Source organism: Sphingobacterium alkalisoli (assembly GCF_005049105.1).
In the GTDB taxonomy this organism is placed as follows: domain Bacteria; phylum Bacteroidota; class Bacteroidia; order Sphingobacteriales; family Sphingobacteriaceae; genus Sphingobacterium; species Sphingobacterium alkalisoli.
In genome coordinates this window covers 58,379-82,677 of sequence record NZ_SUKA01000005.1, presented here as the reverse complement: position 1 = coordinate 82,677, position 24,299 = coordinate 58,379, and the positions used below count along the sequence as shown (strand labels likewise).

Genomic DNA, 24,299 nt, shown 5'->3' with positions numbered 1-24,299 from the left:
TGTTAAAAAAGATTCAATTGCGAACTGGCCGCTTTGACGTATTTACTTGATGAGTTACTCAGAATAAAATGCTTGATTTTTTCAGCCTGTTGATCTGCATAGCGCTGTATATAACCATGGCAGGAAATAAAATACTTCGCCTTATTCATCGCTATTCCCAGTTTCTGTAAATGCTCCAGCCGTAGTTTTTCAAATTTACGTGCTGCTAGAATCTTTTTGGCGGATCGCACCCCTACCCCCGGTATCCGCAATATCATTTCATAGGAAGCCCTATTCACATCCACCGGAAATTTATCCATATTTCGCAGCGCCCAGCTTAATTTGGGATCAATATCCAAATCCAACAACGGATTTGTTTCATTTAAAATTTCATTCGCTTCAAATCCATAAAATCGCAGCAACCAATCCGTCTGGTACAAACGGTTCTCCCGTACCAAGGGAACTTCAGTACCAATAGTAGGCAGTCTGAGATCATTGGAAATCGGCACGTAACCCGAGTAGTATACCCGTTTCATTTTATACTGTTTATAAAAATGCTGCGCAGCATGAATGATTTGCAAATCACTTTCTTTAGCAGCTCCAATAATCATTTGCGTACTCTGACCAGCGGGTACAAATTTGGGTGTACTTTTGATTATTTTTTTGTCTTCTTTTGTTTGTAGTATAGTATTACTAATAAATTTTATTGGTTGAATCATCTCTCGATGATTCTTCTCGGGTGCCAGCAATTTCAACCCTGCTTCAGTTGGTATCTCTAAGTTAATACTTAATCGATCTGCGTATAGTCCAGCCTCAAATATCAATTCATCGGATGCACCTGGAATAGTTTTCAGATGTATATAGCCGTTGAAGTTATGTTCATTCCGGAGTTTTTTCGCAATCCTAACGAGACGTTCCATTGTATAATCTGCATTTTGGAAGATCCCGGAACTCAAAAATAAACCTTCAATATAGTTCCTACGATAAAAGTTAATAGTGAGATCCACCACCTCCTGTACCGTAAAAGCAGCCCGTTTTACATCATTGGATCGACGCGATACGCAATAAGCACAGTCAAATATACAGTGATTTGTTAATAAAATCTTAAGTAGCGAGACACAGCGACCATCTTCTGTGTACGTATGACATATCCCGGCACCGGTATTTCCCAACCCTTTATCCTTATTTTTTCGATCACTGCCACTGGAGCTACAGCTTACATCATATTTAGCAGCATCTGCCAATATTGATAATTTTTCCTGAATACGACTTCCCATGTAATACTAATTATTTTAACAAAAATACTAATATTATTAGTAGCATCAGTAGTTATTTTAAGAAAGCTTATGATCAAAAAATATATGGTTTCAAACTTTTCAGTATATCGGTGGTTATCTTATAAAAATGCAGATATTACGATGAGAGCTATTTGGACAGGAGCTATAGGATTTGGCTTGGTAAATATTCCGATAAAAATATACAGTGCGATTCAAAACAGTCAGCTTGATTTTGACATGTTAGATCGGAAAGACCAATCCAATATTCGTTACAAAAGAGTTAATGAAAAAACGGGAAAAGAGGTTGAATGGGAAAATATTGTCAAGGGTTATATGCTTAAAGAAAAATATATTGTCCTTGAGGAGGCCGATTTCGAAGACGCCATGCCCGACAAAAACAAGATGATCAACCTTCAGACCTTTGTCAAAGAAGCAGATATTGACAGCATCTACTTCGATACACCTTATTATATGGAGCCTCAGAAAGGAGGTGAAAAAGCTTATTCGTTACTGTATAAAGCGTTGGAGAAAAGCAAGACGGTAGGCTTAAGTACCTTTGTTATGCGTACACTGGAAAACCTCGCCATCGTACGCCCCCACGAGGGCATCTTGCTATTAAATAAGCTTCGCTTTGAAGAAGAGATTAGACCTGTGCAAGACTTAAAAGTTACCCATCAGCGTATTGTGAAACAAGAAATGGACATGGCCTTACAGCTCATCAAGCAGAACAGTTCAGACTTTGATATTTCAGGATATAAAAACGAATACAGTAAAGCCTTATTGAAAATTATAAAACAAAAAGCTCAGGGCAAGCGCGCGACCATCCGCAAGATGAACGTCGACAAAGAAAACACAAAAGCTTCCGAATTACTGGCTAAATTAAAAGCAAGCTTAGCTTAAAACCTTTCAAGTGCCTTCTTCAGGTCCACCTTTTTGCCGAAGATATCTGACCAGGGATCTTGAATTTTAGACAAACGTTGTAATACAGTCTCCATTGTAAACTGCTGGATTTCAAGTGTAGCATCAACTTCGCTCCACGATAGCGGGGTCGATACCGTAGCACCGGGCTTGGGTCTAACCGAATATGGCGCTACGATGGTTTGCCCTTTCTTATTTTGCATATAATCCAGGTAGATCTTCTCTTTTCGTTTAGAAGGAGACCGCTCCAGACTTGTTGTTTCATCTTGCTGTTCGTGAACAAGCTCAGCCACCATTTGAATAAACCCCCGGGCGAGTTCATAGTCATACTGTCCGCCCAAGTAAATATAAATATGGAGTCCTGTTGAGCCAGAAGTTTTAATATAGCTATTTACGCCTACATATTCCAGAATTTCATGCGCTGTTAATGCCACGGACACCACCTCTTCAAAGTCAACACCATTTGGATCAATGTCTAATACCGCAAAATCGGGTCTTTGCTTATGCTGGTGGGGCGATAACCATGGATTAATTTCAATAGACCCCATATTAGCGATCCACAATAAAGTAGCTTCATTATTGCACAATAAATAATTAACGGTATCGCCGGTGTTTTCGGAGGTGAGCGGTACCGTTTTAAGCCAAGATGGAATGGAATCTGTATCCATATCCTTTTGAAAGAAACTAGACTCCAAAATACCATTCGGAAACCGGTTTAAGGAGATCGGCTTATTCTTAAGGTATGGTAAAATTAGCGGGGCCATAGCTTCATAATAATACAGCAAGTCTCCTTTCGTAATGCCCTCCTCTGGCCAATACAATTTTTTCTGATTGGTCAATTGCAGTTTTATGCGGCCATATGACACTTCACGTTCATTCAGCATATCCTTAACAGGCATCACCCGCTTTATTTCTTCGATACTTTTGTCGTAACGCAACGACTTAAATACCGGATGACGCATATGTTCATCTCTCGTCCATTCTGCAAAAGATATTTCCGCGACTAATTTCGGCTCTATCCAAGTTACTTTGCGCTCGTTTGCCACAGTTACCTTTTTATCAAAAGGTTTATCCGTTTCCGGTATTTGCTTAATTTTATCAAATATCTCCTGTAGCCCCTGCTCTTTAAAGCCCGTCCCTACATTCCCGACATATATCAGCTCTCCGTCCCCTTGCACTGCAAGCACGAGGGCGCCAAATGCTGACCGGGAGCCTTGAGGTTTCGTATACCCTACGATAATAGCCTCCTGCGATTGCTGAAATTTAATTTTCCGCCAAAAGGAGGTGCGCTTCCCGGAGAGATACCTACTACCGGTTTCTTTCGCCAACACCCCTTCCCATCCCTCCTCGTTAGCCTTTTTTATCGCATTTTCAAAAGTAGATTCCATGCTTTCCACAGCACATAATTGTGGATGTTCATACTTATTTAGCAACATTTTTACCAGCTCCCTACGTTCCGCCAATTCAAAATCCCGCAAATCATTTCCGTCCAGAGCGAGCACATCAAATACATAATAATACAACTTATATTTAGCAGGCAGAGGTTCGCCGTGCTGCAGCAGTTGAAAAGCACTTTTTTTCTTATGATCTTCTATAACCAATTCACCATCGAGAATAACATGTCGATCAATATTTTTTAAAGCCGTTACAATTGATGGATACTGCTTATTGAAGCTAACACCATTACGCGATATCAGGCTGACTTTTTTCTTGTTTATTTCAGCCACGGCCCGAAAACCATCCAATTTACGTTCGAATATCCATTCCCCTTCATCGGGAATAGTTTCAGACAAAGTAGCCAGCATGGGGGACGTAATTTTAGTCTTAGTTACCGTTTCCGCTTCGCTCCGTTTGTTGTTTTTCTTATAATCAATACCATATCTTTTGATCTTTTCATCCACCAGGTCTTCTGCATTAAAGTCGTCCTCTACAGCATATTTATCCCGGTGTTTGATAAGGAGCCAGGCATTGTCTTCCGAACTTTTTATTTTCACTAAGGCAAATTCACCCCTCAGGATCTTACCTTTTAATATTACTTTTATACTCCCTTTCTCCAAATCTTGACGTAGTCCATTTTCACCCTCTTTTTTGTTGAGAGGTTCATAATAACCTTCATCAAAAATGGCGACGCTCCCATATCCGTAATTTCCCTTGGGTATGTCGCCTTCAAAGCTACCGTAGCTTACAGGATGGTCTTCCACTAGCACAGCTAACCGTTTGTCATCCGGATTTAAAGAAGGTCCTTTTGGTACTGCCCAGCTTTTAAGCACTCCATCCATTTCCAGTCTAAAATCATAGTGAAGCCGCGAGGCGTGATGTCGCTGCACCACAAAGCGCAATTTGGTCGTCGATTTCTTTGCCGTACCCTTCGGTTCAGACGTTCTACTGAAATCTCTTTTCATATTATATTTGTCAAGCGTCGCCATACGCTAAGAACAGCCAGTGAAAAACTTTGTTTACAATGACGCTTTTATTTTAACAATTTAGGATTTAGCGATCTCGTCGTTTGGTCAATCAAACATTGATGAATGCATGCTATTTATCATCAAAAAACTTTTTCTAAAAAAAACTTGCTTAGTGTAAAAAATACACGTACATTTGCACCATCATAATTTAGGTTTATAATTGGTTAGTAAAGGTTTTCATTCTCCCCGTTTGAAAACCTTTCTTTTTTACTTCCATTTTAGATTGCTTGCAAAAGAATGAAGCGCTAACCCTAAAAAGTTTCATCGTTAAATTATTGGTTTGTAAAATATTTTCTTACCTTTGCACTTCCGTATAATATGTACGGAACAATTTTAAATTAAAATAATTATTTAAACAATGCAACAGTACGAATCTGTCATCATTCTTACCCCGTTGCTTTCAGAGGATGCTGCGAAAGAAACAATCGCAAAATTCAAAAGTATCCTCACAGAAGGCGGAGCCGAAATTATCGCAGAAGATAATTGGGGTTTGAGAAAATTAGCGTATCCAATCCAGAAGAAATCCACTGGATTTTATCACTTAACTGAATTCAAGGCTCCAGGTGAATTAATCAAAAAATTAGAGCTTGAATACAAGCGTGATGAACGCGTAATGCGCTTCTTAACGATCTCTCTAGACAAGCATGCAATTGCTTATAGTGAGAAAAAACGCAGCGGTGCATTCAACAAAAAAGCAGAAACTAAAACTGAGGAGGTAGCAAACTAATGGCTAACGAAAACATCCAATACGTAACTGCCCCTAAAGTAGAGGACAACCGTAAAAAATATTGTCGTTTCAAAAAGAACGGTATCAAGTATATCGATTACAAAGACGCAAACTTCTTATTAAAGTTTGTAAATGACCAAGGTAAAATTTTACCACGTCGTTTAACTGGAACATCATTGAAATTTCAACGTAAAGTAGCTCAAGCCGTGAAACGTTCACGTATCATTGGACTTATGCCTTACGTAACTGATTCATTAAAATAAGGAGGATACGATAATGGAAGTTATATTAAAACAAGATGTTAAACACCTTGGTGAGAAAGACGATATCGTAGTAGTAAAACCGGGATTCGGTCGCAACTACCTTATTCCTCAAGGATTTGCTACATTAGCAACATCATCAGCAAAAAAGGTGTTGGCTGAGAACATCAAACAAGCTCAGTTCAAACAAGATAAAATCAAGAAAGATGCTACAGAATTAGCTGCCAAATTAGAAAGTGTTAAACTTTCAATCGGTGCTAAAGCAGGTGAATCTGGAAAAATCTTTGGTAAAGTAAACAGCATCCAAATTGCAGATGCATTGAAAGCACAAGGTTACGAGGTAGATCGCCGCCGTATTACATTCGAAGAAGAGCCTAAAACTCTTGGTGAATACCTAGCAAACTTAAACTTACACAAAGAAGTAAAAGTTCAAGTTCCTTTCGAAGTAGTAGGCGAATAATTACATTCAGCCTCACCATATTAAAAGGAGACAACGTAAGCTGTCTCCTTTTTTTGCATACCATTCTAACTAATATTTGCAAAAAAAACGTAAGTTGTCTAAGTTTGTACACATAATAAAAACTGGTGAGCCCATGAATTTTTGCAACTAGATATGGGAAAACGAGCAGTATCAAAAAATTATATACATATGAAACCAAAAACCATTATAATCGCTGTATTGTTGGCAATTGTAGTAATTGTTTTATTCAATAACAAAGAAGAAAGTTCATTTTGGTTTTTTGGAGACATTCGCACGTCCAAATTATTAATACTTGGTGTTTTTTTTCTCATAGGTGTAATTACAGGAGGCGTACTCTTTCGCCGTAAAAAAGTCCATCCAAAGGAATATGGGATAACAAACCCCAACGCGCCGTTTACGCCTACCGCGTTAGACGAGCATCCCTATTCTCCGTCCAATCTATCAGACGAAGATAGAGAATACATAAGGAGGGATTAAAACAATTTCTTCCCCTCTATCCCACGTTTTTTACGCCCCGCCTGTTGTAGACTTTGATTTATCAAATATTCAATCTGTCCATTCACACTCCTGAATTCATCCTGTGCCCACTTTTCCAAAAGTTTATACGTTTCCTCATCAATCCTTATCACAAAACTTTTTTTCATTTCATTGAAAACTAAAATTACTAATTATACAGTGTTCCTGTATTTACAATAGGTTGAACGGCCTTCTCCCCGCACAGCACCACCATCAGATTACTCACCATAGCAGCTTTGCGCTCATCATCCAATTCAACGATATTCTCTTCCGACAATTTTTTAAGCGCCATGTCTACCATCCCTACAGCTCCCTCTACGATTTTCGCCCGCGCAGCCACAATAGCAGACGCCTGCTGCCGTTGGAGCATTGCTCCAGCTATTTCAGAAGCATAAGCTAAATGACTAATTCGAGCTTCTTCTACCACAATACCAGCTTTCGATAAGCGCTCCGTTAGTTCATTTTCTAAAATACGATTTACATCTACTCCACCACCACGCAGCGTAATCTCCGCTTGGTCGTCTTCAAAATTATCATATGCAAAGCTTCCCGCCAAATGCCGCACTGCAGCCTCGCTTTGCACACGTACATAATCCCCATACCGTTCAACGTCATAGGCCGCCTTATAGGTATCTCCTACCTTCCATACAATCACTGCACCAATTTCAATCGGATTTCCGATTTTGTCATTCACTTTCAATGTCTGCCCTTGCAAATTTTCAGATCGCAAACTTATTCGTGTTGCAGAAAAGAGAGGGTTGACAAAAAATAGCCCGTTATCCTTTACGGTTCCCACATATTTTCCAAAAAAATTCAACACCCTTGAATGATTGGGATGCACGATAATGATGCCCTTAAGGATTACAATAACAACTATAAGCATCAATACGAGTATTATCCCAAACCAACCAGTTCCATTTACCAGCTGTACGATCGAATAGATAGCAACGATCGCCGCAAATACTCCAATTCCTAGTGCGGAATATCCTGAAGTCGGTTTAATAATCTTTTCCATAAAATTTAAATTATTTGTATGTTTTTTAATTTTGATATTATTTTGATATCACTAAAGTATCATATTAAAATTTATTTTCCAAATCAATTTTATCATTTTATTAATATTTTGTACAAGCTAGCTTTTTATTGAATGGAGTCTCATAAAAAGAAAAAAACTAACCTTTTTAAAATGAGAAAGTTCAGTCAGAAACATCAAAAAAAGTGAATTATTATTTGCACTTAAAAGGAAAATATCTACCTTTGCATCACTTCAAACAATGAAGGATAATCCATCACCGGATTAGGATTCCGTAGCTCAGCTGGTAGAGCAATACACTTTTAATGTATGGGTCCTGGGTTCGAATCCCAGCGGGATCACCTCATGGGACAAGTCAGAAAAACACTGATTTGTCCCATTTTTTTTACCTTCTAATTTATTGGATTTCAGATAGATAAGCTCGACTCCACGGTTGATCCGGGCGGTTCGATGTCGTGTTCCGTCAAATACCAGTTTTTCAGGAAACATCGAACCAATTATATTGCGCTTACGCTCTAAAGTGCTGGTTTCGTAGAACTTATTAATCTCTGCAATCTGGTTCAGCGATTCCTCTATAATTTCATTTATCTCCCTGCTTTTTCCCGAAAGCCTCCCCAATGTCGCCTCGATTGAATTCATCTTAGCATTGATATCTTCCTTAAGGGCATTGAAATCCCCCTCATCAAGTTCTCCCTCAACCCTAAGTATCCTAGCGTTGGACAAGCGCTTATTACACACATCCATCTCTTCTATCAATCTCCTGCGTTCTTTTTGTACCATGTGGTTTTCCGTTTTAAATTGGGCAACAATTTCTTTGGTACAGACATCCAATATTCCTGGCTTTGGAACAAAGGTCTTTAGGTAATCAATAAATTCATTGTTGGCCAGTTCCGCCTTGAACCGTATTCCGCACTGGCTTGAACAATGGTAGTAGTAATAATATTGATTCCTTCCCTTTGATGCACTACCGGTAAGCAGCTTGCTGCATTGAGGACATTCAAGGAAACCACGTAAGGGCAGCATATCATCACATACAACCTTAGGCTTATTGTTGGGATTACGCTTCCGCCCGTCCAATACATCCTGACATTGGTAAAAAAGGGTTTCTGAGATCAGTGGCATGTGCTGCCCGGTAACAAATTGACCTGGTTCATCTTTCAACGGCGGAACAAATATCTTTCCGCAGTAAACGGGGTTCCTGATAGCTACCCAAAAATTGTTCTTGGAACATCTAAGCCCCTTATCCCTGACCATCCTAAGAATTTCCTGCGTATTGAAACGGTTTGCAGCCAGTTCCCCAAAAGCCCAGACCATAATGGGACCGGTGGTCTTATCCGGTGCTATATATTTCCGACGGTTATCTTCATCTATACAATTCCTAAATCCAATTGGCGCAATTCCCATCCATCGTCCCTCCTTTTTGGCGCGTCTCATGCCGTGGAATACGTTCAATGCCCTTCGGTCATTCTCCACTTCGGGGGAAGCGAGGTAAAAAGCAAGCATCATTTTATTTTCCGGAACAGACAAGTCCAATGGCTGCTCAATTGCCTGGGGTTCGGCTCCCATCCTGGCCAGTAAGTTTATCATTTGATACGAGTCCCCGGCATTCCTACTGAACCTGTCCCATTTAGTAAAGAGAACCAGTGTACTCTTGCCCTTATTCTTTTTTATCATCACCAGTAGTTTCTTCCATTCAGGCCGCTGAAATGACTTGGCAGAATGATCTTCGTAGATTACATCAAGGATCGTAATCGAATTTACTATACAGTATCTTCTTAATGCTTCTTCCTGGTTTCTTTGCGAATATCCTGTCTCGGCCTGTTCGTCCGTGCTTACACGTATGTATAGATATGCTTTCTTCATAACGAAAAGTTTAATCTTGCTATATAATTTTAGAAGGATTCGGATACCAACTGAACGGTAGAAATCCTTATTTATTTTCTCGAAGTTGCTGCTCTATAATCAACTTTACCATATACCTGATGGTAGTTAGCATAACCTCTGCCTCTTCTTCTGTCACAATAGTGCCGTGTTTCTGTAATATGGCCATAGCCTGACGCGGGGTCAGGGCCCCGCTACTTTTCTCTTCTTCCATCACTGTTCCCTTTTCACCAAAAGCATTACAAATATGGGAACGGCCTGTCGGTTCCCTTTTACAAAGTTAGAAACTTGCCAATCTATATATTAAGTTGTACAAATTCTAATCATGTAGAACGCAAAGGTTCCAGGTAACCCGATATGTAAATATAGTACATTATAATGTACTAACCAATTATTTAAAATATTTTTTTATCCTTTTTAAAAACTATTTTTGGACATGAGTTTTAAAATTCAAATTGCAGCCGCCCTGAAAGCGGCGCGGATAAAAAAAGGGCTGACAATGCAGGAATTGGCGGACAAAATAGGCGTTAAAGGAACCAATACCATTAGCCGGTATGAAAGTGGCAAGCTAAACCTTAGCGCGGATCTGATTGAAAAAATCTGTTCTGCAATGGGGGTTAATCCCGAGATTATTTTGAAATAACTGTTTGCCATTAATGACATTCTCTAACATCCTAAGAGTCTAAAAATTAAACAAAGAACATTCCTTCATTATCGAAGTTGGGCATAGGTAGCTTGAGCAGGTAATTGAGGTTACTTATATAGGGTGCGTCTTCTTCATGCACGGTTGGATAATAATAGATTCAGGCCTCGCTAAATCTTTTAATAAGTGCCTTTGTTTTGAACGGGAATGAGGTTCTTGTGATCAACTTGCAAACTTAAACTGACAAACTACCATTTTTTCTTTCTTTTCTTCTTTTTCTTCCACTCAAACGGTACCGCGTTGGAGGCATATTCCTGCTGCAGTAATAGGTCGAGCAAGGTCTTTTCGACGCTCGTATCGGGTACTGTCTTGTTAATTTTTGGGTCATTTTTTTCCGCAGTAAAGCCTTCATCTGAAACCTTATTCCGCTCCATTTCTCTGTGCAATGTGATAGACTTATCTGTGCGTACCTGCCCTAATCCCATGCGTTCCAACAAGCCTGTTGCACTGTAGGTCTTACCTAAAGCGCTGCCGTTGAATACACATTTTGTTTTGAAATCGATATAGGTAATACCGTAAACCAGTCCTTGTCCGTTCTGCCTCAGCATCATCTTTAAACCGCTCCTTCGGAGGTGTTCTTCCAGCTCTGAAAGGGTCTTGGGCCGCTTGGAAGCTATAGCAAAATCAATGGTTGATTTTATCTTTGCCTTATGCGCCTGCCTTGCCACATCGTTCTTCAGGAACTTATTTTCTATATAGTCCAGCGTTGGTCTGTTGTGAAAAAGGCTGGCTTTAATGGGTACACCCACAGGGTTGCCTTCGGTGTCCAGCACACGGTAATTGAGTCCACGGTGGGCATATATACGGGAGTTGTCTCCTCCCCTTTCTGCCGTCACATTGTAGAGTTTAAGTACGGCATTCAGCTCCGCCAAAGAGGTATATTTATACTGGTCGATAACGTTTGCCAGGACATTTCCTATTGCTCTTTTCGTCTCTGTCCTGCCGTACTGTACCTTGCTGGCATCTATAGGCTTCAGGGCATAAAGTGTCTTCCTGTGGTCTTCGGCCTTTACCAACCCGTACTTTATTTCGAGTTCTTTCCTTGCCGGTTCCGACCTTTCCCTGCCAATATTATGGAGGGATATCCGCGAACCGTCCAGCTCTATATTGGTGGTCACAATGTGGCAATGCGGATGCCCACTATCGTTATGCCGGTATACCAGGAACGGCTGTGTGCCGAAGCCTATTTTATCCATATACTCCTTTGCTATGCCAGCCATTATCCCATCAGAAAGTTGTTCGTCGGGCGAAAAATTCAAAGAGATATGGACGCTGTTTACCTTTACATCCTCCCTTAATCCGGCCAGCTTCAGTAGCAGGTTGAGCCTTCTGTCGGTATTCATTTCATCGGCATTATAGGGATAATTCTGCACCGTCAGGATTGATGCAGCACCTTCCGAAAGCTTATGCTCATTGTAGAGAAACGCCCGCCGTAAAGAACTGCCCGTATTGATTATTGCAACCATTTTTGCGCAGTTTGGTGGATGTATTCCGCTAATGACTGCAGGGCTTCGAGGAGAATGCCGCGCTCTTTATTGTAGCGCGCTACCCATAGCTTTACCTCTGGCTCTTTATCGCATAAATGAAGCCTATGCACCATCTGGTTGTAGTTGTTGCCGATCTTGTTCAGGTCCTTTTGAAGCCTGTGCAACTCTGCCAAAATCTCTGACAGCCCTGTATCTTTGGTACCCGCAAAGAGGGGTTTGTCCAGCAGAATTTTTCGTAGGTATTCACTAAAATTGCGCTCTGTGGACTTGCTAAAGTTACGCTGCACGGCCTGGTAACTAGGCTCGTCCATACGCAGGTGCAGCCACTTGTTCTTGTTGTTTTTGTTGTCTTCCATCACTTATCATTTTCACGTTCAACATTCAGATTCTAATAATTTGCAGGCACCACGACTCCGGAGTTAGGCGCATTTTTCTTCCGGCGTGTGATACACCGGTACATCTTGCCGTTTCCGGGATGAAGCAGGGAAACCCCTTTTGAGCTTATCGCTTTATCGAAAACATGAGATGCCATTTTCTGAACTCCCGTTTTCTCAGGGAGGGTCCAGTAGCTTTGGTAAATCACAATTGGGATTCCCCGGAAAGCAGTGCCAGTCATTGAGGTCTTTGTGGTTTTGGTACAGCGAACTTTGGTCGTTGTACACCGCAGATAGTGACGTTGCATAGCGGCTGCAATTTTGTCCGGCTGTATCGTTATCCAGAAAGAGCCACACCTCGATGTAAGCCTCCATTATCGGTCTTGCTTTTTCAAAGAAACTCAGGCTGTTCAGTACAAGAAAGCTGTAGGTATTTTCAGCCTCTGGAACCAAGGTAATAAAGGATAAAAAGTCGATGAAGCCCTCGAACACACAGAGGCAGGAACGGTGCGGATACAGTATCGTAAAATCCTTCGGACTGGAGCTTCCCTTGAAATAGGCATTGCGTAACTCCCATCCTCCAGCACGGTTCTGGAAACCGATAGCGTAATAGGTTCTGCTAGCAATGCTGTAGCGCACTTCACGGCAATAGTTATCTGCTATGGCGATGGGTATGCGTCTTTTCTTCAGGTAGTGGATAAGGCTGTCCGAAGACAATGTATGGTCGCTGATCAGGGTGATCCGGTCAGTGGTATATTGCTCCTTTATGGGTTGCGGACAGGCCGGCACTGGAAATGAAAAATCATTATCACGAATTGATCGCAGGAACTCCCCAATGGTACAGTCTTTGAAACGGGTGGCAAAGTCAATAATAGTACCACCGGTCCCCTCCCCGAAGTCGTACCATCGGTTCAGCTTTCGGTTGACCTTGAAGGATGGTGTCTTTTCCGACCGGAACGGTGAGTGGTACCAAAAGTTATGTCCTCGAACCTTTACCGGAACTATACCTAATTTGCTTAGGTAATCCACTAAGTCTATTTCCCTTGCATATGCACAGTTGATCTTTACACTTCCCATATCCCTTCCACACTAATTCTACCATTCCACCATTGGGATGTGTCACAAAAATACCATGCCCACACTAGCTATCCTCGTGTTGTTCAGATTCTAAACAACTGGAAAGAGTCCAGGTGTGCACGGCTGCACCATTCGGGTATCATTCAAAACTCAGGAAATGGTATACACCGGTTGGTATTTTAAATGATCCCTACATCTCTATCAAAAAGAAATTTATAGACTTATTCAAAAAAATGCGGCGCTAAAACCTTTCCATTACAAACGTCAATTAAAAAGCGAAGCCGTCCTGCAATTATAAGACACCTTAGCTGCTTGTGGTCGTATGGAGATCATATGATCAGGTGGGGTTCTTCGAAAAAATATGGCGCTATAAACTACAACAGCCGCTTTAATATAGAAGGGCTGTTGTAGTTATTGACTAGCAGAGGAACAAAATATGGTCAGGCAGTTGTTGTATAATTCTCCTACCCTTTACGTAATGATGACAATATCTCTTTTGCCCTAGGCTGCCATTCTCCTTTTAGCACTTCTGTGCAGTTGAAGGTGCCTAACAACATTCTTCCGTCTAATTCTGTTAAAAACATAAGGTTGTAAACCCTCGTATCTATTGCCTGGCTCATAAACTCAAATACGGCAAATTCTGAACCGTTGATAGTTTCAATTCGAGTTGTTAGGTCAATAGGATTCGTAGCTTGTAGTTGCTTCAGGAGCTCCCTTTGTAATTCAGAAATATTGTTGTTAGCTACAACCGTTCCGGTATAATTAAAAGCTACATTTACCGCCCCGTCTTCATCGGTATAAACCACGTCGGGACTGTTGGCTCTTGGGTATTTACTGTGCTTCATTTCCGGTGACATCTCCGTAAAATAGTCTGGTATAGATAGCTCTAACTTGTTCCCGTAAAGCGAAACAGTGCGATAACCTTTAGACGGAACTTTTGCTTCATCTGATACAGCTTCTTTTATGGTTTCCAGGTGTTCGGCTACAGTAAGCGGAACAGATGAATTTTGTTCATCTGCTCCGCTTACACAACTCGCTATTGATAACGCTAAGATAAAAATTAGTGGACGCATTAACTTCTATTAATTTACCCTTATTATTTAAGCAAATCGGCAATTTCTTCAAAAGATGAACTATTTGTTACAGCTTCCTTTAACTCACCCATATCCCATCCAGGCTGCCATATTTGTTTTGTTTTGTCAATCCGATGAATAATGTCCTTTTTAAAATCACTTAACAGGACTTTTTCTACTTCCGGTGCATACTCAAAATCAACTAATATCTGTCTGCCTTTTAAAAGAGGGTTAAACCCCCATAATCCGAGATATTTAACCTTAAATACTTTCTTGATTTTGTACATATACCCTGACACGTCTATCAAATCAAGATTAGTATAATCTAATTTTTGCAAAAGCTCTTCACTAGTTGATTTCAAATCTTTCTCTTTGAAATAAACATAGACCATATTACTTTTTCTTGGCAACACAAATACGGGATAACTCAATTCAACTTGCATAAAATCTCCTTTTAATCTATAATACGTCCTCCTCCTGAAAGAATCCCTGACTTATAAACCTTTTTCAGTTTCTTTGTAGAAGATACCTGTTAGATATTTAATCACGTCCCCATGAGATTTTGCTGATTTGGTAATTGTTATAATCTCCTCAAGAGTTCCTCCAGAGTCCCAAAAATGTCTATCTCTTTTTAATACTTTAATAATTTTTTCTTTAAAATCATCAACAGATATCTCTTTTTCCACTTTTGTGTAATTTAATCTTACTCTAATTTTTTGCCCTAACAAAAAACTGAATCCCCATAAAAAACCAACGTTTTCTACCTTTTCTGCTTCTCGAACTTTATAACTGCTCCCCTCACAGTCCAATACATTCAACCCGTTATAAAAACCATTTTTCCAACCCCTTCTTGAACATATTGTCATGTCATCAGCATTTCTTGCAAAATGGAGAATTCCACCTTTTGCAAAAGCAATTACAGGATATTTAAAATCATTTACCATAGTAAAATAAAACATTAATTAAATTAATCAACAATTCTTCCGCCCCATTCGAATCCATGCCTTATACCAAAATCGGCTATTTTTGTATCTACTGGCTTATTCCTATAGAAAAAAGGCTAGGAACGCAACCGCACATAGGCTATACTGCATTCCTAGCCTTTTTTGGGGGAATTAGGCCCTTGGCTATTTTTTCAAACCCTCCATCAGTTTTTCTTGTTCCGGAGTATAAGGAAATTCACCGCCATCAATAAATCTTGCTTGAATATCTTTTATAAGATAATTGCAGTCTCGTTTATAGGGGGAATTTTCTAACCATTCCTTCAATTTGACAAAGTATGCTCTTCCCTTTTCCCTACCTACTACAACACATGATATTTCAGCGCTATCACGATTTGATCCCAAGTAGTAAACATTTTTGTTTGCAATGAATTTAGAATCGGAATAGCTAACACAATTAGCTGAAATGAACCTTATTATATAATCTTCGGTTTTTTTATTTACCAGGTGCTTATGTATAAGAAAAGATTTGTAAACAGAGTCGGTAGTCAAATAATCAATATTGTTATATAGACTATCCAGAGCTAATTTAGATGTCCCAATTAATAAGTGACTAGTGTGTAATCCTTCATCAATTACCCAAGAGATTACAATTGGATCGGAATGTTTTGATTCAACTTTGTTATTACACGCCAACCACATAAAAAAGCTAGCAAACAATACGGATTTCATAATATTATTTTTTGGCATTATTAATGAGGTTTTGTTGAAAAGAAGATGGCGTAACTACATTAACTGGGTAAGTGACAATAACACCAGGAGCAGGAGATAGAAAGCCCCATGTAAATGTGATAATACTCTGGAATTTACCATTTCGTTGCCCTACCAGACTTACTTCTGCGGAAAAATAATAATTCGATATATCAATTGATCTAGATGGGATATCTTGGAAGTGGGTTGATAAGTCATCACCAGTAAAGCTGCTAAACTTTATTATTGTTTTGCTTAGAGAGGTGATATGTTTTCAATAAGCTTCCCGTTAACCAAGTCACCGATTTAATTTGACTTTCTGTGAGCGACTGCCACCCAGTCTTTTCATTAATATGCGCCGACAACTTCAATACCTATGGAGTTACCATTTTTAGGGTAACTTGATTTTCTGGTCTTTCCAACATGAAGTGTATATTTATTAAGGCTTGCAGTTTGAATAATATTCCCGTTTTCATCTACTAAGAAGTGAGTGCCGTAGTTTACACCATTTCCCAGCTGGTCGGGCGTTTCGCCCGTAACCTTCCATGTCCGCTACTATAAAAATCACTGCAGCAAATCCATTTCTAAAACGCCACGTTTACTTATATAAAATGGACTGCCATACTTAGAACAAGTCGCAGGATTTCCTAGCTTTTAGTGATTATATCCCGCTTGCGCCAGCTAGGGGAATCCATCCAGTTTACTGTAACAAAACTCACGAACTAAAATCCTTCCGAAGTATGAAACTTATACTTCCTGTTCATTATAGGAGCAAAATATTGATATACCAACCCTACCTAAAAGTATGGCAACCATTTATATAAAATGGACTGCCATACTTAGAAGAGGCCGCAGGCCTGCTGTGCAGTACCGGGATTATCCTTCATTACTATTTGAATGATATTTGGTTAATAATTTATTAAGTTCAGAAACTTCTTCATGTTTACCATCAATTATCATACTCTCCACTTTTTTAAGCACAATGTTATATTCCTTATCGTTTTCAATTTCTCCTTTACTGACAATTTGATTCACCTTAATAGAATCTTCGTCTAACTTTTTTGAGAGATCATAGCCGAATTTATTGATTAACAATCCGTTAAGTTCATTTAAATGATTAGATGATAAATCACGTATCCATTCATTGAGATCTTTAATGATATACTTTAGCCCTTTCAAATTTAAATTTTCACGGCAATCATTAATTGTTTCATTAAACATCTTTAAACCTGGTGTTTCCCCATGTTTCTGAATCATAAACTCTACAATTGTGTTACACCATTCATAAGTTTGCTGAAACTCAATTTCCTTAGTATTATTATTTTTCTTTTTCATTCTTATAAATTTAATAACCTGTATAAGGCGATAACGGTCCAAAATAGCTATTTGAAAGGTTATGATAACCTCTTCCTAATGGATTATAGCGTCCAACTCCTCTTATACTATTTCCAACCTTGGGATTGCCAACCCCTCCACTAAAATCAATTAATTGCTGTTCTCTACCTCTTATAGCAGGATACCCGTCCAAGCCTTGCTTATATACATCTACGGAAGGACTTCCATATCCTAGTGCTCTCATATGGTGAGAATTATATCTAAACATCATTATTGAATATGGGTCACCGAATCCTGAAGTTCTACCACTATATCTTTGTCCGCCTGGCCCTATTAATGTATATGTTAAATAAAATCTCTGTGTTACATCGTAAGTTACGGCAGTTGCAGCGATTACAGGAATAGCGATATCATCTACAACTCCAATTCCTGTAATATCATCAGCTGTCAAAACAGCTATGCTTGCACCAGCTGCAACCCATGGCCCCCCACTGTCATCTCCACTGGGTGGGCCTACAGCAAGATACCCATTTACAGTTTCAAATACTGCTCCATCCTCTGAAGATGATACTAATTTTGATCCTTCAGGAATATCAGCTTCATTTGAAGGAGTTAAGCTTCCCCCATCCCCGCCACCACGTTTATAACTACCAGTACTTGCCAATTCTCCTATGATAGTTGCCCATTGCATTCCTGCAATATGCCTGTGGTAAACTGATGCCGAATGGGCGCTCATACCACCCCAGGATGACGCTGTTCCTAATGCTCCACTATGCTGATACCCCATACCAAAGGAGCCACCGCCATACAACGACAATATCCTCGCCATCAGTGCTGCCCCACTGCCCACATGATCATCTATCTGGGTGTTACCCTTACTCAACTGCGGCGAAAGCCCCCATGGATCTACCAGCATTGCCGGGTTATTGCCCATGGCCGCATACGGCGACCAGTGTTCCTGCCCCTGCATGGCGGCCAGTGGGTCTACACCCAAAAACCGGCCGATCTGCGGGTCGTACTGCCGCGCATTAAAGTTCATCCAGTGCAGGCCCAGTTGGGTATTGTGCTCGTTGCCCTGGTACTTGTACCGGTTGGGTTCCATATCGGGCGCTGCACTGCCCATACCCGCAATAGGCAGGCCAAAGGGATAATAATGCGCCTCCTCCTTTAACTTACCCCGCGTAAAAGTAACCCTCAACTGGTCAAAGAACACATCGCCGCAATTAAGGCAACCACTGCTGTTTACATCTATCTGCGTACTGTTGCTCAAAAATACGGAAAGAAAACCGTTTTGCGATACCTCGATAAGCTGCGTGGTGGCAGTTTTCGAACTTTACAGAAGGGGGCAGCGGCATGCAAGGTTCACGCCGGGGGGCGTGAACCAGCTAGGTTTTTTTACGTGCGGTAGCAGGGCAATTACTACTTCTTAAATTTATTCCCTTTTCGCTTTTGCGTTTGCATAAACTTCTATTTTAGAAACAATTTCATTATCAAAACGGGCTTCAATCCTTTTTTTCTCCTTCCTGTCTAAATCCTTTTCTAAGTACCACCCTTTTTCATCCTCTTTGAAAACAGCTCTAATAGCAAGAGTACAAGTAAAGGTATCTGCAGGAGAAGTAGATGTTCCAACAAATGAAACATAGTACATTTCCTCCGGGGAAGATTTAAAATAAAATATCCTGCTTTCCAAAAAATCATACCCTCTTTTAGACCAATCATTGTGTTGTTCCCACTTGGCAGGTATCACATACGTAGGGTTCATGGTATAAAAACTATCGATGGCATTTTCTATTTTTTCTTTAGATACAAGAAAAACTCTATCATCTAATCCACCTAAGGTTCCACAACTGATATTTTGAAGAACGAAAAATACACAAGCTATTAGTTTTAAAAACTTTGACATTGACATCTCTTTAATATTAGGTTAGTTTTAAATTGAAATGGGTGGGGAGTAGTTCGTAAACTAATGCGGTAGATTCCAAATCCAGTTTCCGCTGCGAATATTTGATTCGGTATATCGCCGATTTGCTTCTCCCATGTAATAGAAAGATTTTGGAAGGGCTCCAATAGTTATTAATGTCCCGATTACAAGTCCTTGTGCCCTTTCCGATTGAGAAACACTATTTCTGTTCAATGTCAAATTAAATGCACCATAAGCTAAATCATAATCTGCATTTATAGCTTTAGTAGAAAAAAGGACACCTCCAAGACCAGAAACTTTTGCATCATCATAGGCAAGGTCATGTTTTTTTGCATAGTTATCTAAGCGGCTTTTGGGAGCAACATCATAATTCCATCTTCCATTAAAACTTTTTGGATTCCATGGGCCAATATAATGAGACCAAAAGAAATTATGGCCAAGGGTAGATGGGTCGACATCGCTACCCCCGCTTGACTGCTGCTCTTCTCTAGTTCCAACAACTCCTATCTCATATCCGCCGCTACCCTCGTCACTAGGTGCAATAAATGCAATATCTCCATGCCCGCCCCCACGTACATAACTACCAGTACTCGCCAATTCTCCTATGATAGTTGCCCATTGTGCTCCTGCAATATGTCTATGGTAAACTGATGCCGAATGGGCGCTCATACCACCCCAGGATGACCCTGAGCCTAACGGCCCGCCCTGCTGATACCCCATGCTAAAGGGACTACCACATACAAAGACAATATTTAAGATACCTTCGCTTCTTGTGGTCTACGACCACAAGAAGCGAATTAGGGCTAGCTTAGTTTGGATAAGGATAAAATTTGGTTATTACATTGTATTTATCCCCAATTGGAAGTTCCAGTCTTTCATTCATTAAACTGGTAATTGTAAACTTTCTATTGTCTTTTAAGTATATGATTGAATAGTTATAGCTGTCCCACGGCCACCAATGCATACGCTTTTCTCCAAACGGCCCTGTCATATAATGAAACACGGATTTGATATCATCTAATGAAAAGTTGCTTTTTGTATTTTCCTTTTTTGACACAATAGTTATACTCCGATTGAAATCGTCATAGATTAAAACTAAATTTTCATTTATTGAAAAATACTTTAAATGAAGTATTACTACAGGGATTAAAAAAATTAAAAATCCTATCATCGAAATTGGAATTACATCGACAATGCTTTCTTCAGGAAACCTAAAATGAAACATCAATGGAGTAAGGAAAACAAAGACAAAAACATAAGTCAAAATTGACTTAAAATTACTCCACTCATTCTTTCTGCTGATTTTATATTCAAATATTGCCATTTCTATCTCCTACCATAAAAAAATGTTCTAAAAAATGAACTCGCACTCCAAGAAGCCTGATGAACAGCAGGGAATAAACAAATTTACTTCTTACTGTTTATTAAAAATAATGTGAAAGTATCTACTGCTCCCGTGTCCCAATGGGTTAAATAAAAGTCCTTTATCATTTTAATCTTATCAATATTAAGTTTACGGTAACTATCTGTAAGTGGATCGTTATCTATCTTGAATAGTATTTTACATTTTCTATTTTTCAAGCAACGCTCTAACTTTTTCTTTGTCACATAATGAACTTTCTCCTTAGTAAACAGAAATACAATACCATTGTTCCTTTGTGTGCCATAATAGTCGCGTATTAAAGAGGTATCAGCATATTTACCATAGACACGGGCCACATAGGAACTATCTCCTTCCATAAAACCAGCTTTTATAGAATCGGGATTGATAGTTGTTAAATTTCCTTTATAGACTATATTGTCTATAAAATATAACGGCTCTGAACTTTTTTGTCCAGAAGTCAATAAAAAAGAATCGCTTACGTGATGTGGATTTTGTTTTTGAGCTAAAATATAATTTGGAATAAAAAATAGCGAAATGTATATGCATATTATTCTCATGGCCTATAGGTGTTTTTTATTAAAACAAAATTGTACTGTTGCAGGAAAAGAGATGGTGTGTTTCTATCAGTCGTTCCTTGCATCGGATCCATATATATTACTTGTCCTGATCCCGTGTTATAGCCAATAACTAATACCCCATGACCGCCGTTACTTATCGGTATAACAGTAAACACCGGATGTCCTGCATCAATTGCATCTCTATAGCTTGTAAAATTTCCTGTTTTGAAATAATACTTAATAAGGGGCTCTATATCACTTCCAGAAACACCGGCCATCAAAACGTCTTTTCCAGTCGTATAACTGGCATGGGTTGTTATCATAATTTGTGTTTCTCCCTGCCCTTTTAATTCCGACCCTGCATATTCTAAGATTGCGGGAACACATGTAGTGACAAAAGCTTGCTGAGCCATTGTAAGGGTAGCATTTTTTTTATAATAGACATCTTTTCCCTGTCCCGATGATGTTTGCTGTTGATCCGTTGGACTATTCCCTCCGGTAACGTTTATATCCCCATCATTACTGGTGCCCCCACGTACATAACTACCAGTACTTCCCACCTCTCCTATGATAGCCGCCCATTGCATTCCTATTATGTGGCTATGGTAAACTGATGCCGAATGGGCGCTCATACCACCCCAGGATGACGCTGTTCCTAATGCTCCACTATGCTGATACCCCATACCAAAGGAGCCACCGCCATACAACGACAATATCCTCGCCATCAGTGCTGCCCCACTGCCCACATGATCATCTATCTGGGTGTTACCCTTACTCAACTGCGGCGAAAGCCCCCATGGATCTACCAGCATTGCCGGGTTATTGCCCATGGCCGCATACGGCGACCAGTGTTCCTGCCCCTGCATGGCGGCCAGTGGGTCTACACCCAAAAACCGGCCGATCTGCGGGTCGTACTGCCGCGCATTAAAGTTCATCCAGTGCAGGCCCAGTTGGGTATTGTGCTCGTTGCCCTGGTACTTGTACCGGTTGGGTTCCATATCGGGCGCTGCACTGCCCATACCCGCAATAGGCAGGCCAAAGGGATAATAATGCGCCTCCTCCTTTAACTTACCCCGCGTAAAGGTAACCCGCAACTGGTCAAAGAACACATCGCCGCAATTAAGGCAACCACTGCTGTTTACATCTATCTGCGTACTGTTGCTCAAAAATACGGAAAGAAAACCGTTTTGCGGTATGTCCAGTGGCTGGGGCGTACCAATGCCGGTCCACACCCCGTTGCCCGTAGCCTGGAAGCTGCCCGAGCCTTCGGGCACTACCTGCATGTTCTCATCAAAAAGGATATAATTCAGAAAGGCTTTGGGCAGGTTGGGATCGGTACTCTGCTCCTGGATATTGGCTATTGCCGGGAAGTTCTCGGGGTTAAAAAGCTGCCCCACCATATCCGGGTTGCTGCTTTCGCCGGGTGGCAGGCCACCGGCACCTGCGGTAAGCACCCCCACCAGGCCTTCCAGCATTTCCGTGGCCGATACCGGTTCGTCCTCCTCCTGGGTATAGCCCTCAAAATAACTGTTCACGTTAAGTTCCAGCTTATCGCCCGCCATTACATGCATCAGCATGGCGGTACCTATCCGGCGTTCGGGCTCGCTGCCATTAAGGCGGGCGGCATGGCCATTGGCCACCGTAGCACCCAGCCGGTTGTCGCGCACCTCATTATGGTGCTCAAAAATGTAGCTTTCCAGGTTGGCGCTCGCTATCTCGTAAGTAGCCAGGTATTCCTGCGCCACATAGGTCTTTACATCTATCACGCTGCGCACATTGCCCAGGTGGTCTTTTACAAAAAACTCTTCCTTGGGGTTGGCGCCGTCTTCGTCAAACACCGTTCTGCCATTGCCCGTAAGCGCAAAGCGCAACTGGTCATTTACATACACAAAATTGCCCAGGTAATCCGTTTTATCCGTTTCCCCGTCCGGTGCCGAGAGGAGCTCCTGGATCTTATTGCCCCCCGCATCATAACTGTATTCTATGTACGCACCGGTATTGAAGCCGATGTGTACCGGCTTATTAAAATGGTTGTAGGTAATGGCGGTTATGCCTTTGTTGGCATCTGCCGTCAGGTTGCCATTGGCATCATAGCTGTAATCCACGCCGGAGTTACCGTCCTGGAAGTCGTTCCGGCTATAATCCTCGGGTTGCGCATCGGTTACCGAGGCCAGGCGGTTGCTGTTGGTTGCGTAGGCATAGCTCAACTGGTCTATGGGCGCAGGGCCGGTAATGCCCATGCCTATCTGGTCCATGCTGAGGATATTGCCGTTCAGGTCATAATCCAGCTTGCTTACACTGTAATCCAGCGCCTGGTTGTTCCAGGCGGCCTGTGCCGTTCTTGTCCTGAAATCGGCCACCAGTAACCTGCCCGCCATATCGTAGCCATAACCGTAAGCATGGGCATTGGACGCCGCAGCCCCGCGCCATACGATGCCCGATGTGCGGCCATCGTAACGGGGGCTGGAAAAGCCGTGGTCGTATTTAAGCGATACACCAAAAGTTTTGGAAGCACCCTGCTTATCGCCCGTTTCGGCATACACCTCATTAATACCCGTTAGCTGGCCCCGGACATTGTAGGTCATGTCCTGCTCTTCCCCGTAATTGCCCAGAACGTTCTTCCGTACCCTGCCCATGCCATCGTAATGGTAAAAGGCAAGGTCCTGCCAGGGCTGGCCATCTACCCGGTGGCGCGAACGCGTAGGCCTGCCGGTTACGGCATCGTAGAGGTTATGCACCAGTTCGGTATGCTCCACCGGGCCTGTTGCTACATTATGGTTTTCTATGATGTGCTTGGTCAAAATACCGCGACCCGCAAAATCAAACTGGTTGCCGGTATAATGGGCATGTATGGTGGTCTCATCGGGCCTTTTATCGTAGGATACGCTGTAGATCACCCTTCCCTTGTCATCGTAATAATTGGCCGAATGGCGCCATTGGCCCACCGATGCTGCCGTTGCCGTGGGGGAAGGCAATAACCTTACCTTGCCACCGGTGGCCATCCCTTCGGTACGCAGGCTTCTTACCGGTGTCTCCGCTCCTTCATGGGTCAGCAGTTCGCCGGAGAAGTCCAGTGTGGCGGCATAGCTGCCCCACATTGCCCCGTTCGGATCGGCTTGCTGGTAATCATCGTACCAGGTATAGCTCATCATTACGTTAT

Annotated in this window: 26 protein-coding genes, 1 tRNA gene and 1 pseudogene; 7 read left to right on the top strand and 21 right to left on the bottom strand. The window is 41.3% G+C overall.

What is annotated here, in order from left to right; all coding sequences use genetic code 11:
- Positions 1–2: 2 nt before the first annotated feature.
- On the bottom strand, positions 3–1,256 hold the full coding sequence (locus tag FAZ19_RS15935) for a putative DNA modification/repair radical SAM protein (protein WP_136821746.1): 1,254 nt from the start codon (positions 1,254–1,256) through the stop codon (positions 3–5).
- A gap of 141 nt (positions 1,257–1,397) precedes the next feature.
- On the opposite strand from FAZ19_RS15935, the gene ku reads away from it, so the two are divergent.
- Positions 1,398–2,156, top strand: a complete 759-nt coding sequence (gene ku / locus FAZ19_RS15930) for a non-homologous end joining protein Ku (protein WP_136821745.1) — start codon at positions 1,398–1,400, stop codon at positions 2,154–2,156.
- On the opposite strand, the gene ligD is transcribed toward ku, so the two are convergent.
- On the bottom strand, positions 2,153–4,600 hold the full coding sequence (gene ligD, locus FAZ19_RS15925; protein WP_136821744.1) for a DNA ligase D: 2,448 nt from the start codon (positions 4,598–4,600) through the stop codon (positions 2,153–2,155). The two genes, ku and ligD, sit on opposite strands and share 4 nt — an antisense overlap.
- Before the next feature lie 397 nt (positions 4,601–4,997).
- Between ligD and rpsF the strand changes: the two genes are divergently transcribed.
- From rpsF to FAZ19_RS15905, 4 genes are all read left to right on the top strand, one after another.
- Complete coding sequence (gene rpsF / locus FAZ19_RS15920; RefSeq protein ID WP_136821743.1) at positions 4,998–5,366, top strand: 30S ribosomal protein S6; 369 nt, start codon at positions 4,998–5,000, stop codon at positions 5,364–5,366.
- Positions 5,366–5,629: a 30S ribosomal protein S18 gene (gene rpsR / locus FAZ19_RS15915; RefSeq protein ID WP_099369826.1), complete on the top strand. Its 264-nt coding sequence runs from the start codon at positions 5,366–5,368 to the stop codon at positions 5,627–5,629. The genes rpsF and rpsR overlap by 1 nt, the downstream gene beginning before the upstream one ends.
- A 13-nt stretch (positions 5,630–5,642) precedes the next feature.
- Complete coding sequence (rplI, locus tag FAZ19_RS15910) at positions 5,643–6,086, top strand: 50S ribosomal protein L9 (RefSeq protein ID WP_136821742.1); 444 nt, start codon at positions 5,643–5,645, stop codon at positions 6,084–6,086.
- Positions 6,087–6,275: 189 nt separating this feature from the next.
- A complete protein-coding gene (locus FAZ19_RS15905) occupies positions 6,276–6,584 on the top strand; it encodes a hypothetical protein (protein ID WP_136821741.1) in 309 nt (102 codons plus the stop codon).
- Here FAZ19_RS15905 and FAZ19_RS15900 read toward each other — a convergent pair.
- The gene (locus FAZ19_RS15900; RefSeq protein WP_136821740.1) at positions 6,581–6,751 is read right to left on the bottom strand and encodes an Arc family DNA-binding protein; all 171 of its coding nucleotides are present in this window, start codon (positions 6,749–6,751) and stop codon (positions 6,581–6,583) included. The two genes, FAZ19_RS15905 and FAZ19_RS15900, sit on opposite strands and share 4 nt — an antisense overlap.
- Positions 6,752–6,771: 20 nt before the next feature.
- Complete coding sequence (locus FAZ19_RS15895) at positions 6,772–7,638, bottom strand: SPFH domain-containing protein (RefSeq protein ID WP_136821739.1); 867 nt, start codon at positions 7,636–7,638, stop codon at positions 6,772–6,774.
- A gap of 286 nt (positions 7,639–7,924) precedes the next feature.
- Between FAZ19_RS15895 and FAZ19_RS15890 the strand changes: the two genes are divergently transcribed.
- Positions 7,925–7,997 (top strand) — tRNA-Lys (locus FAZ19_RS15890).
- Positions 7,998–8,733: 736 nt separating this feature from the next.
- Here the strand turns inward: FAZ19_RS15890 and FAZ19_RS24265 are convergent.
- Both FAZ19_RS24265 and FAZ19_RS23910 read right to left on the bottom strand, forming a co-directional pair.
- Positions 8,734–9,519: pseudogene (locus FAZ19_RS24265) on the bottom strand (recombinase family protein); the annotation flags it as partial.
- 67 nt (positions 9,520–9,586) lie between these two features.
- Positions 9,587–9,751: a hypothetical protein gene (locus FAZ19_RS23910; RefSeq protein WP_169305678.1), complete on the bottom strand. Its 165-nt coding sequence runs from the start codon at positions 9,749–9,751 to the stop codon at positions 9,587–9,589.
- Between the two features lie 222 nt (positions 9,752–9,973).
- Between FAZ19_RS23910 and FAZ19_RS15880 the strand changes: the two genes are divergently transcribed.
- Positions 9,974–10,180: a helix-turn-helix domain-containing protein gene (locus FAZ19_RS15880; RefSeq protein ID WP_136821738.1), complete on the top strand. Its 207-nt coding sequence runs from the start codon at positions 9,974–9,976 to the stop codon at positions 10,178–10,180.
- Between the two features lie 248 nt (positions 10,181–10,428).
- On the opposite strand, the gene FAZ19_RS15875 is transcribed toward FAZ19_RS15880, so the two are convergent.
- The 15 genes from FAZ19_RS15875 to FAZ19_RS15805 form a co-directional block, all read right to left on the bottom strand.
- Entirely contained in the window at positions 10,429–11,706 is a 1,278-nt protein-coding gene (locus tag FAZ19_RS15875) for a relaxase/mobilization nuclease domain-containing protein (RefSeq protein WP_136821737.1), read from the bottom strand.
- Positions 11,694–12,083 (bottom strand): plasmid mobilization protein, encoded by a 390-nt coding sequence (locus tag FAZ19_RS15870; protein ID WP_136821736.1) that lies wholly within the window; start codon positions 12,081–12,083, stop codon positions 11,694–11,696. The genes FAZ19_RS15875 and FAZ19_RS15870 overlap by 13 nt, the downstream gene beginning before the upstream one ends.
- 195 nt (positions 12,084–12,278) lie before the next feature.
- Positions 12,279–13,178, bottom strand: a complete 900-nt coding sequence (locus FAZ19_RS15865; protein ID WP_136821735.1) for a toprim domain-containing protein — start codon at positions 13,176–13,178, stop codon at positions 12,279–12,281.
- A gap of 464 nt (positions 13,179–13,642) precedes the next feature.
- Positions 13,643–14,251, bottom strand: a complete 609-nt coding sequence (locus FAZ19_RS15860) for a hypothetical protein (protein ID WP_136821734.1) — start codon at positions 14,249–14,251, stop codon at positions 13,643–13,645.
- Positions 14,252–14,274: 23 nt separating this feature from the next.
- Positions 14,275–14,694: a hypothetical protein gene (locus tag FAZ19_RS15855; RefSeq protein WP_136821733.1), complete on the bottom strand. Its 420-nt coding sequence runs from the start codon at positions 14,692–14,694 to the stop codon at positions 14,275–14,277.
- Positions 14,695–14,745: 51 nt separating this feature from the next.
- Positions 14,746–15,210, bottom strand: a complete 465-nt coding sequence (locus FAZ19_RS15850; protein WP_169305677.1) for a hypothetical protein — start codon at positions 15,208–15,210, stop codon at positions 14,746–14,748.
- Positions 15,211–15,378: 168 nt separating this feature from the next.
- Complete coding sequence (locus FAZ19_RS15845) at positions 15,379–15,924, bottom strand: hypothetical protein (RefSeq protein ID WP_136821731.1); 546 nt, start codon at positions 15,922–15,924, stop codon at positions 15,379–15,381.
- Positions 15,925–16,290: 366 nt separating this feature from the next.
- Entirely contained in the window at positions 16,291–16,458 is a 168-nt protein-coding gene (locus FAZ19_RS24520) for a peptidoglycan recognition protein family protein (RefSeq protein ID WP_136822016.1), read from the bottom strand.
- 360 nt (positions 16,459–16,818) lie between these two features.
- On the bottom strand, positions 16,819–17,277 hold the full coding sequence (locus FAZ19_RS15835; RefSeq protein WP_136821730.1) for a hypothetical protein: 459 nt from the start codon (positions 17,275–17,277) through the stop codon (positions 16,819–16,821).
- 10 nt (positions 17,278–17,287) lie between these two features.
- Positions 17,288–18,547, bottom strand: coding sequence for an RHS repeat domain-containing protein (locus tag FAZ19_RS15830; RefSeq protein ID WP_136821729.1), 1,260 nt, complete (start codon positions 18,545–18,547; stop codon positions 17,288–17,290).
- Between the two features lie 162 nt (positions 18,548–18,709).
- On the bottom strand, positions 18,710–19,180 hold the full coding sequence (locus tag FAZ19_RS15825; protein ID WP_136821728.1) for a hypothetical protein: 471 nt from the start codon (positions 19,178–19,180) through the stop codon (positions 18,710–18,712).
- Between the two features lie 60 nt (positions 19,181–19,240).
- Positions 19,241–19,918, bottom strand: a complete 678-nt coding sequence (locus FAZ19_RS15820) for a hypothetical protein (RefSeq protein WP_136821727.1) — start codon at positions 19,916–19,918, stop codon at positions 19,241–19,243.
- An 88-nt stretch (positions 19,919–20,006) separates the two neighbouring features.
- Positions 20,007–20,522: a hypothetical protein gene (locus FAZ19_RS15815; protein ID WP_136821726.1), complete on the bottom strand. Its 516-nt coding sequence runs from the start codon at positions 20,520–20,522 to the stop codon at positions 20,007–20,009.
- Between the two features lie 83 nt (positions 20,523–20,605).
- The gene (locus FAZ19_RS15810; protein WP_136821725.1) at positions 20,606–21,139 is read right to left on the bottom strand and encodes a hypothetical protein; all 534 of its coding nucleotides are present in this window, start codon (positions 21,137–21,139) and stop codon (positions 20,606–20,608) included.
- The gene (locus tag FAZ19_RS15805; protein WP_169305676.1) at positions 21,136–24,114 is read right to left on the bottom strand and encodes an RHS repeat-associated core domain-containing protein; all 2,979 of its coding nucleotides are present in this window, start codon (positions 24,112–24,114) and stop codon (positions 21,136–21,138) included. Before FAZ19_RS15805 ends, FAZ19_RS15810 begins: the two co-directional genes overlap by 4 nt.
- Positions 24,115–24,299: the final 185 nt, after the last annotated feature.

Coding starts and splice junctions, on each gene's coding strand:
- FAZ19_RS15895 (WP_136821739.1), bottom strand. CDS start 7,638: ATGGAAAAGATTATTAAACCGACTTCAGGATATTCCGCACTAGGAATT.
- FAZ19_RS15905 (WP_136821741.1), top strand. CDS start 6,276: ATGAAACCAAAAACCATTATAATCGCTGTATTGTTGGCAATTGTAGTA.
- rpsF (WP_136821743.1), top strand. CDS start 4,998: ATGCAACAGTACGAATCTGTCATCATTCTTACCCCGTTGCTTTCAGAG.
- FAZ19_RS15845 (WP_136821731.1), bottom strand. CDS start 15,924: ATGAAATCCGTATTGTTTGCTAGCTTTTTTATGTGGTTGGCGTGTAAT.
- FAZ19_RS15825 (WP_136821728.1), bottom strand. CDS start 19,180: ATGTCAAAGTTTTTAAAACTAATAGCTTGTGTATTTTTCGTTCTTCAA.
- FAZ19_RS15860 (WP_136821734.1), bottom strand. CDS start 14,251: ATGCGTCCACTAATTTTTATCTTAGCGTTATCAATAGCGAGTTGTGTA.
- FAZ19_RS15900 (WP_136821740.1), bottom strand. CDS start 6,751: ATGAAAAAAAGTTTTGTGATAAGGATTGATGAGGAAACGTATAAACTT.
- rplI (WP_136821742.1), top strand. CDS start 5,643: ATGGAAGTTATATTAAAACAAGATGTTAAACACCTTGGTGAGAAAGAC.
- ku (WP_136821745.1), top strand. CDS start 1,398: ATGAGAGCTATTTGGACAGGAGCTATAGGATTTGGCTTGGTAAATATT.
- FAZ19_RS15870 (WP_136821736.1), bottom strand. CDS start 12,083: ATGGAAGACAACAAAAACAACAAGAACAAGTGGCTGCACCTGCGTATG.
- rpsR (WP_099369826.1), top strand. CDS start 5,366: ATGGCTAACGAAAACATCCAATACGTAACTGCCCCTAAAGTAGAGGAC.
- FAZ19_RS15855 (WP_136821733.1), bottom strand. CDS start 14,694: ATGCAAGTTGAATTGAGTTATCCCGTATTTGTGTTGCCAAGAAAAAGT.
- FAZ19_RS15810 (WP_136821725.1), bottom strand. CDS start 21,139: ATGAGAATAATATGCATATACATTTCGCTATTTTTTATTCCAAATTAT.
- ligD (WP_136821744.1), bottom strand. CDS start 4,600: ATGGCGACGCTTGACAAATATAATATGAAAAGAGATTTCAGTAGAACG.
- FAZ19_RS15935 (WP_136821746.1), bottom strand. CDS start 1,256: ATGGGAAGTCGTATTCAGGAAAAATTATCAATATTGGCAGATGCTGCT.
- FAZ19_RS15835 (WP_136821730.1), bottom strand. CDS start 17,277: ATGAAAAAGAAAAATAATAATACTAAGGAAATTGAGTTTCAGCAAACT.
- FAZ19_RS15865 (WP_136821735.1), bottom strand. CDS start 13,178: ATGGGAAGTGTAAAGATCAACTGTGCATATGCAAGGGAAATAGACTTA.
- FAZ19_RS15820 (WP_136821727.1), bottom strand. CDS start 19,918: ATGGGGTATCAGCAGGGCGGGCCGTTAGGCTCAGGGTCATCCTGGGGT.
- FAZ19_RS15850 (WP_169305677.1), bottom strand. CDS start 15,210: ATGTTTTATTTTACTATGGTAAATGATTTTAAATATCCTGTAATTGCT.
- FAZ19_RS15880 (WP_136821738.1), top strand. CDS start 9,974: ATGAGTTTTAAAATTCAAATTGCAGCCGCCCTGAAAGCGGCGCGGATA.
- FAZ19_RS15815 (WP_136821726.1), bottom strand. CDS start 20,522: ATGGCAATATTTGAATATAAAATCAGCAGAAAGAATGAGTGGAGTAAT.
- FAZ19_RS15875 (WP_136821737.1), bottom strand. CDS start 11,706: ATGGTTGCAATAATCAATACGGGCAGTTCTTTACGGCGGGCGTTTCTC.
- FAZ19_RS23910 (WP_169305678.1), bottom strand. CDS start 9,751: ATGGAAGAAGAGAAAAGTAGCGGGGCCCTGACCCCGCGTCAGGCTATG.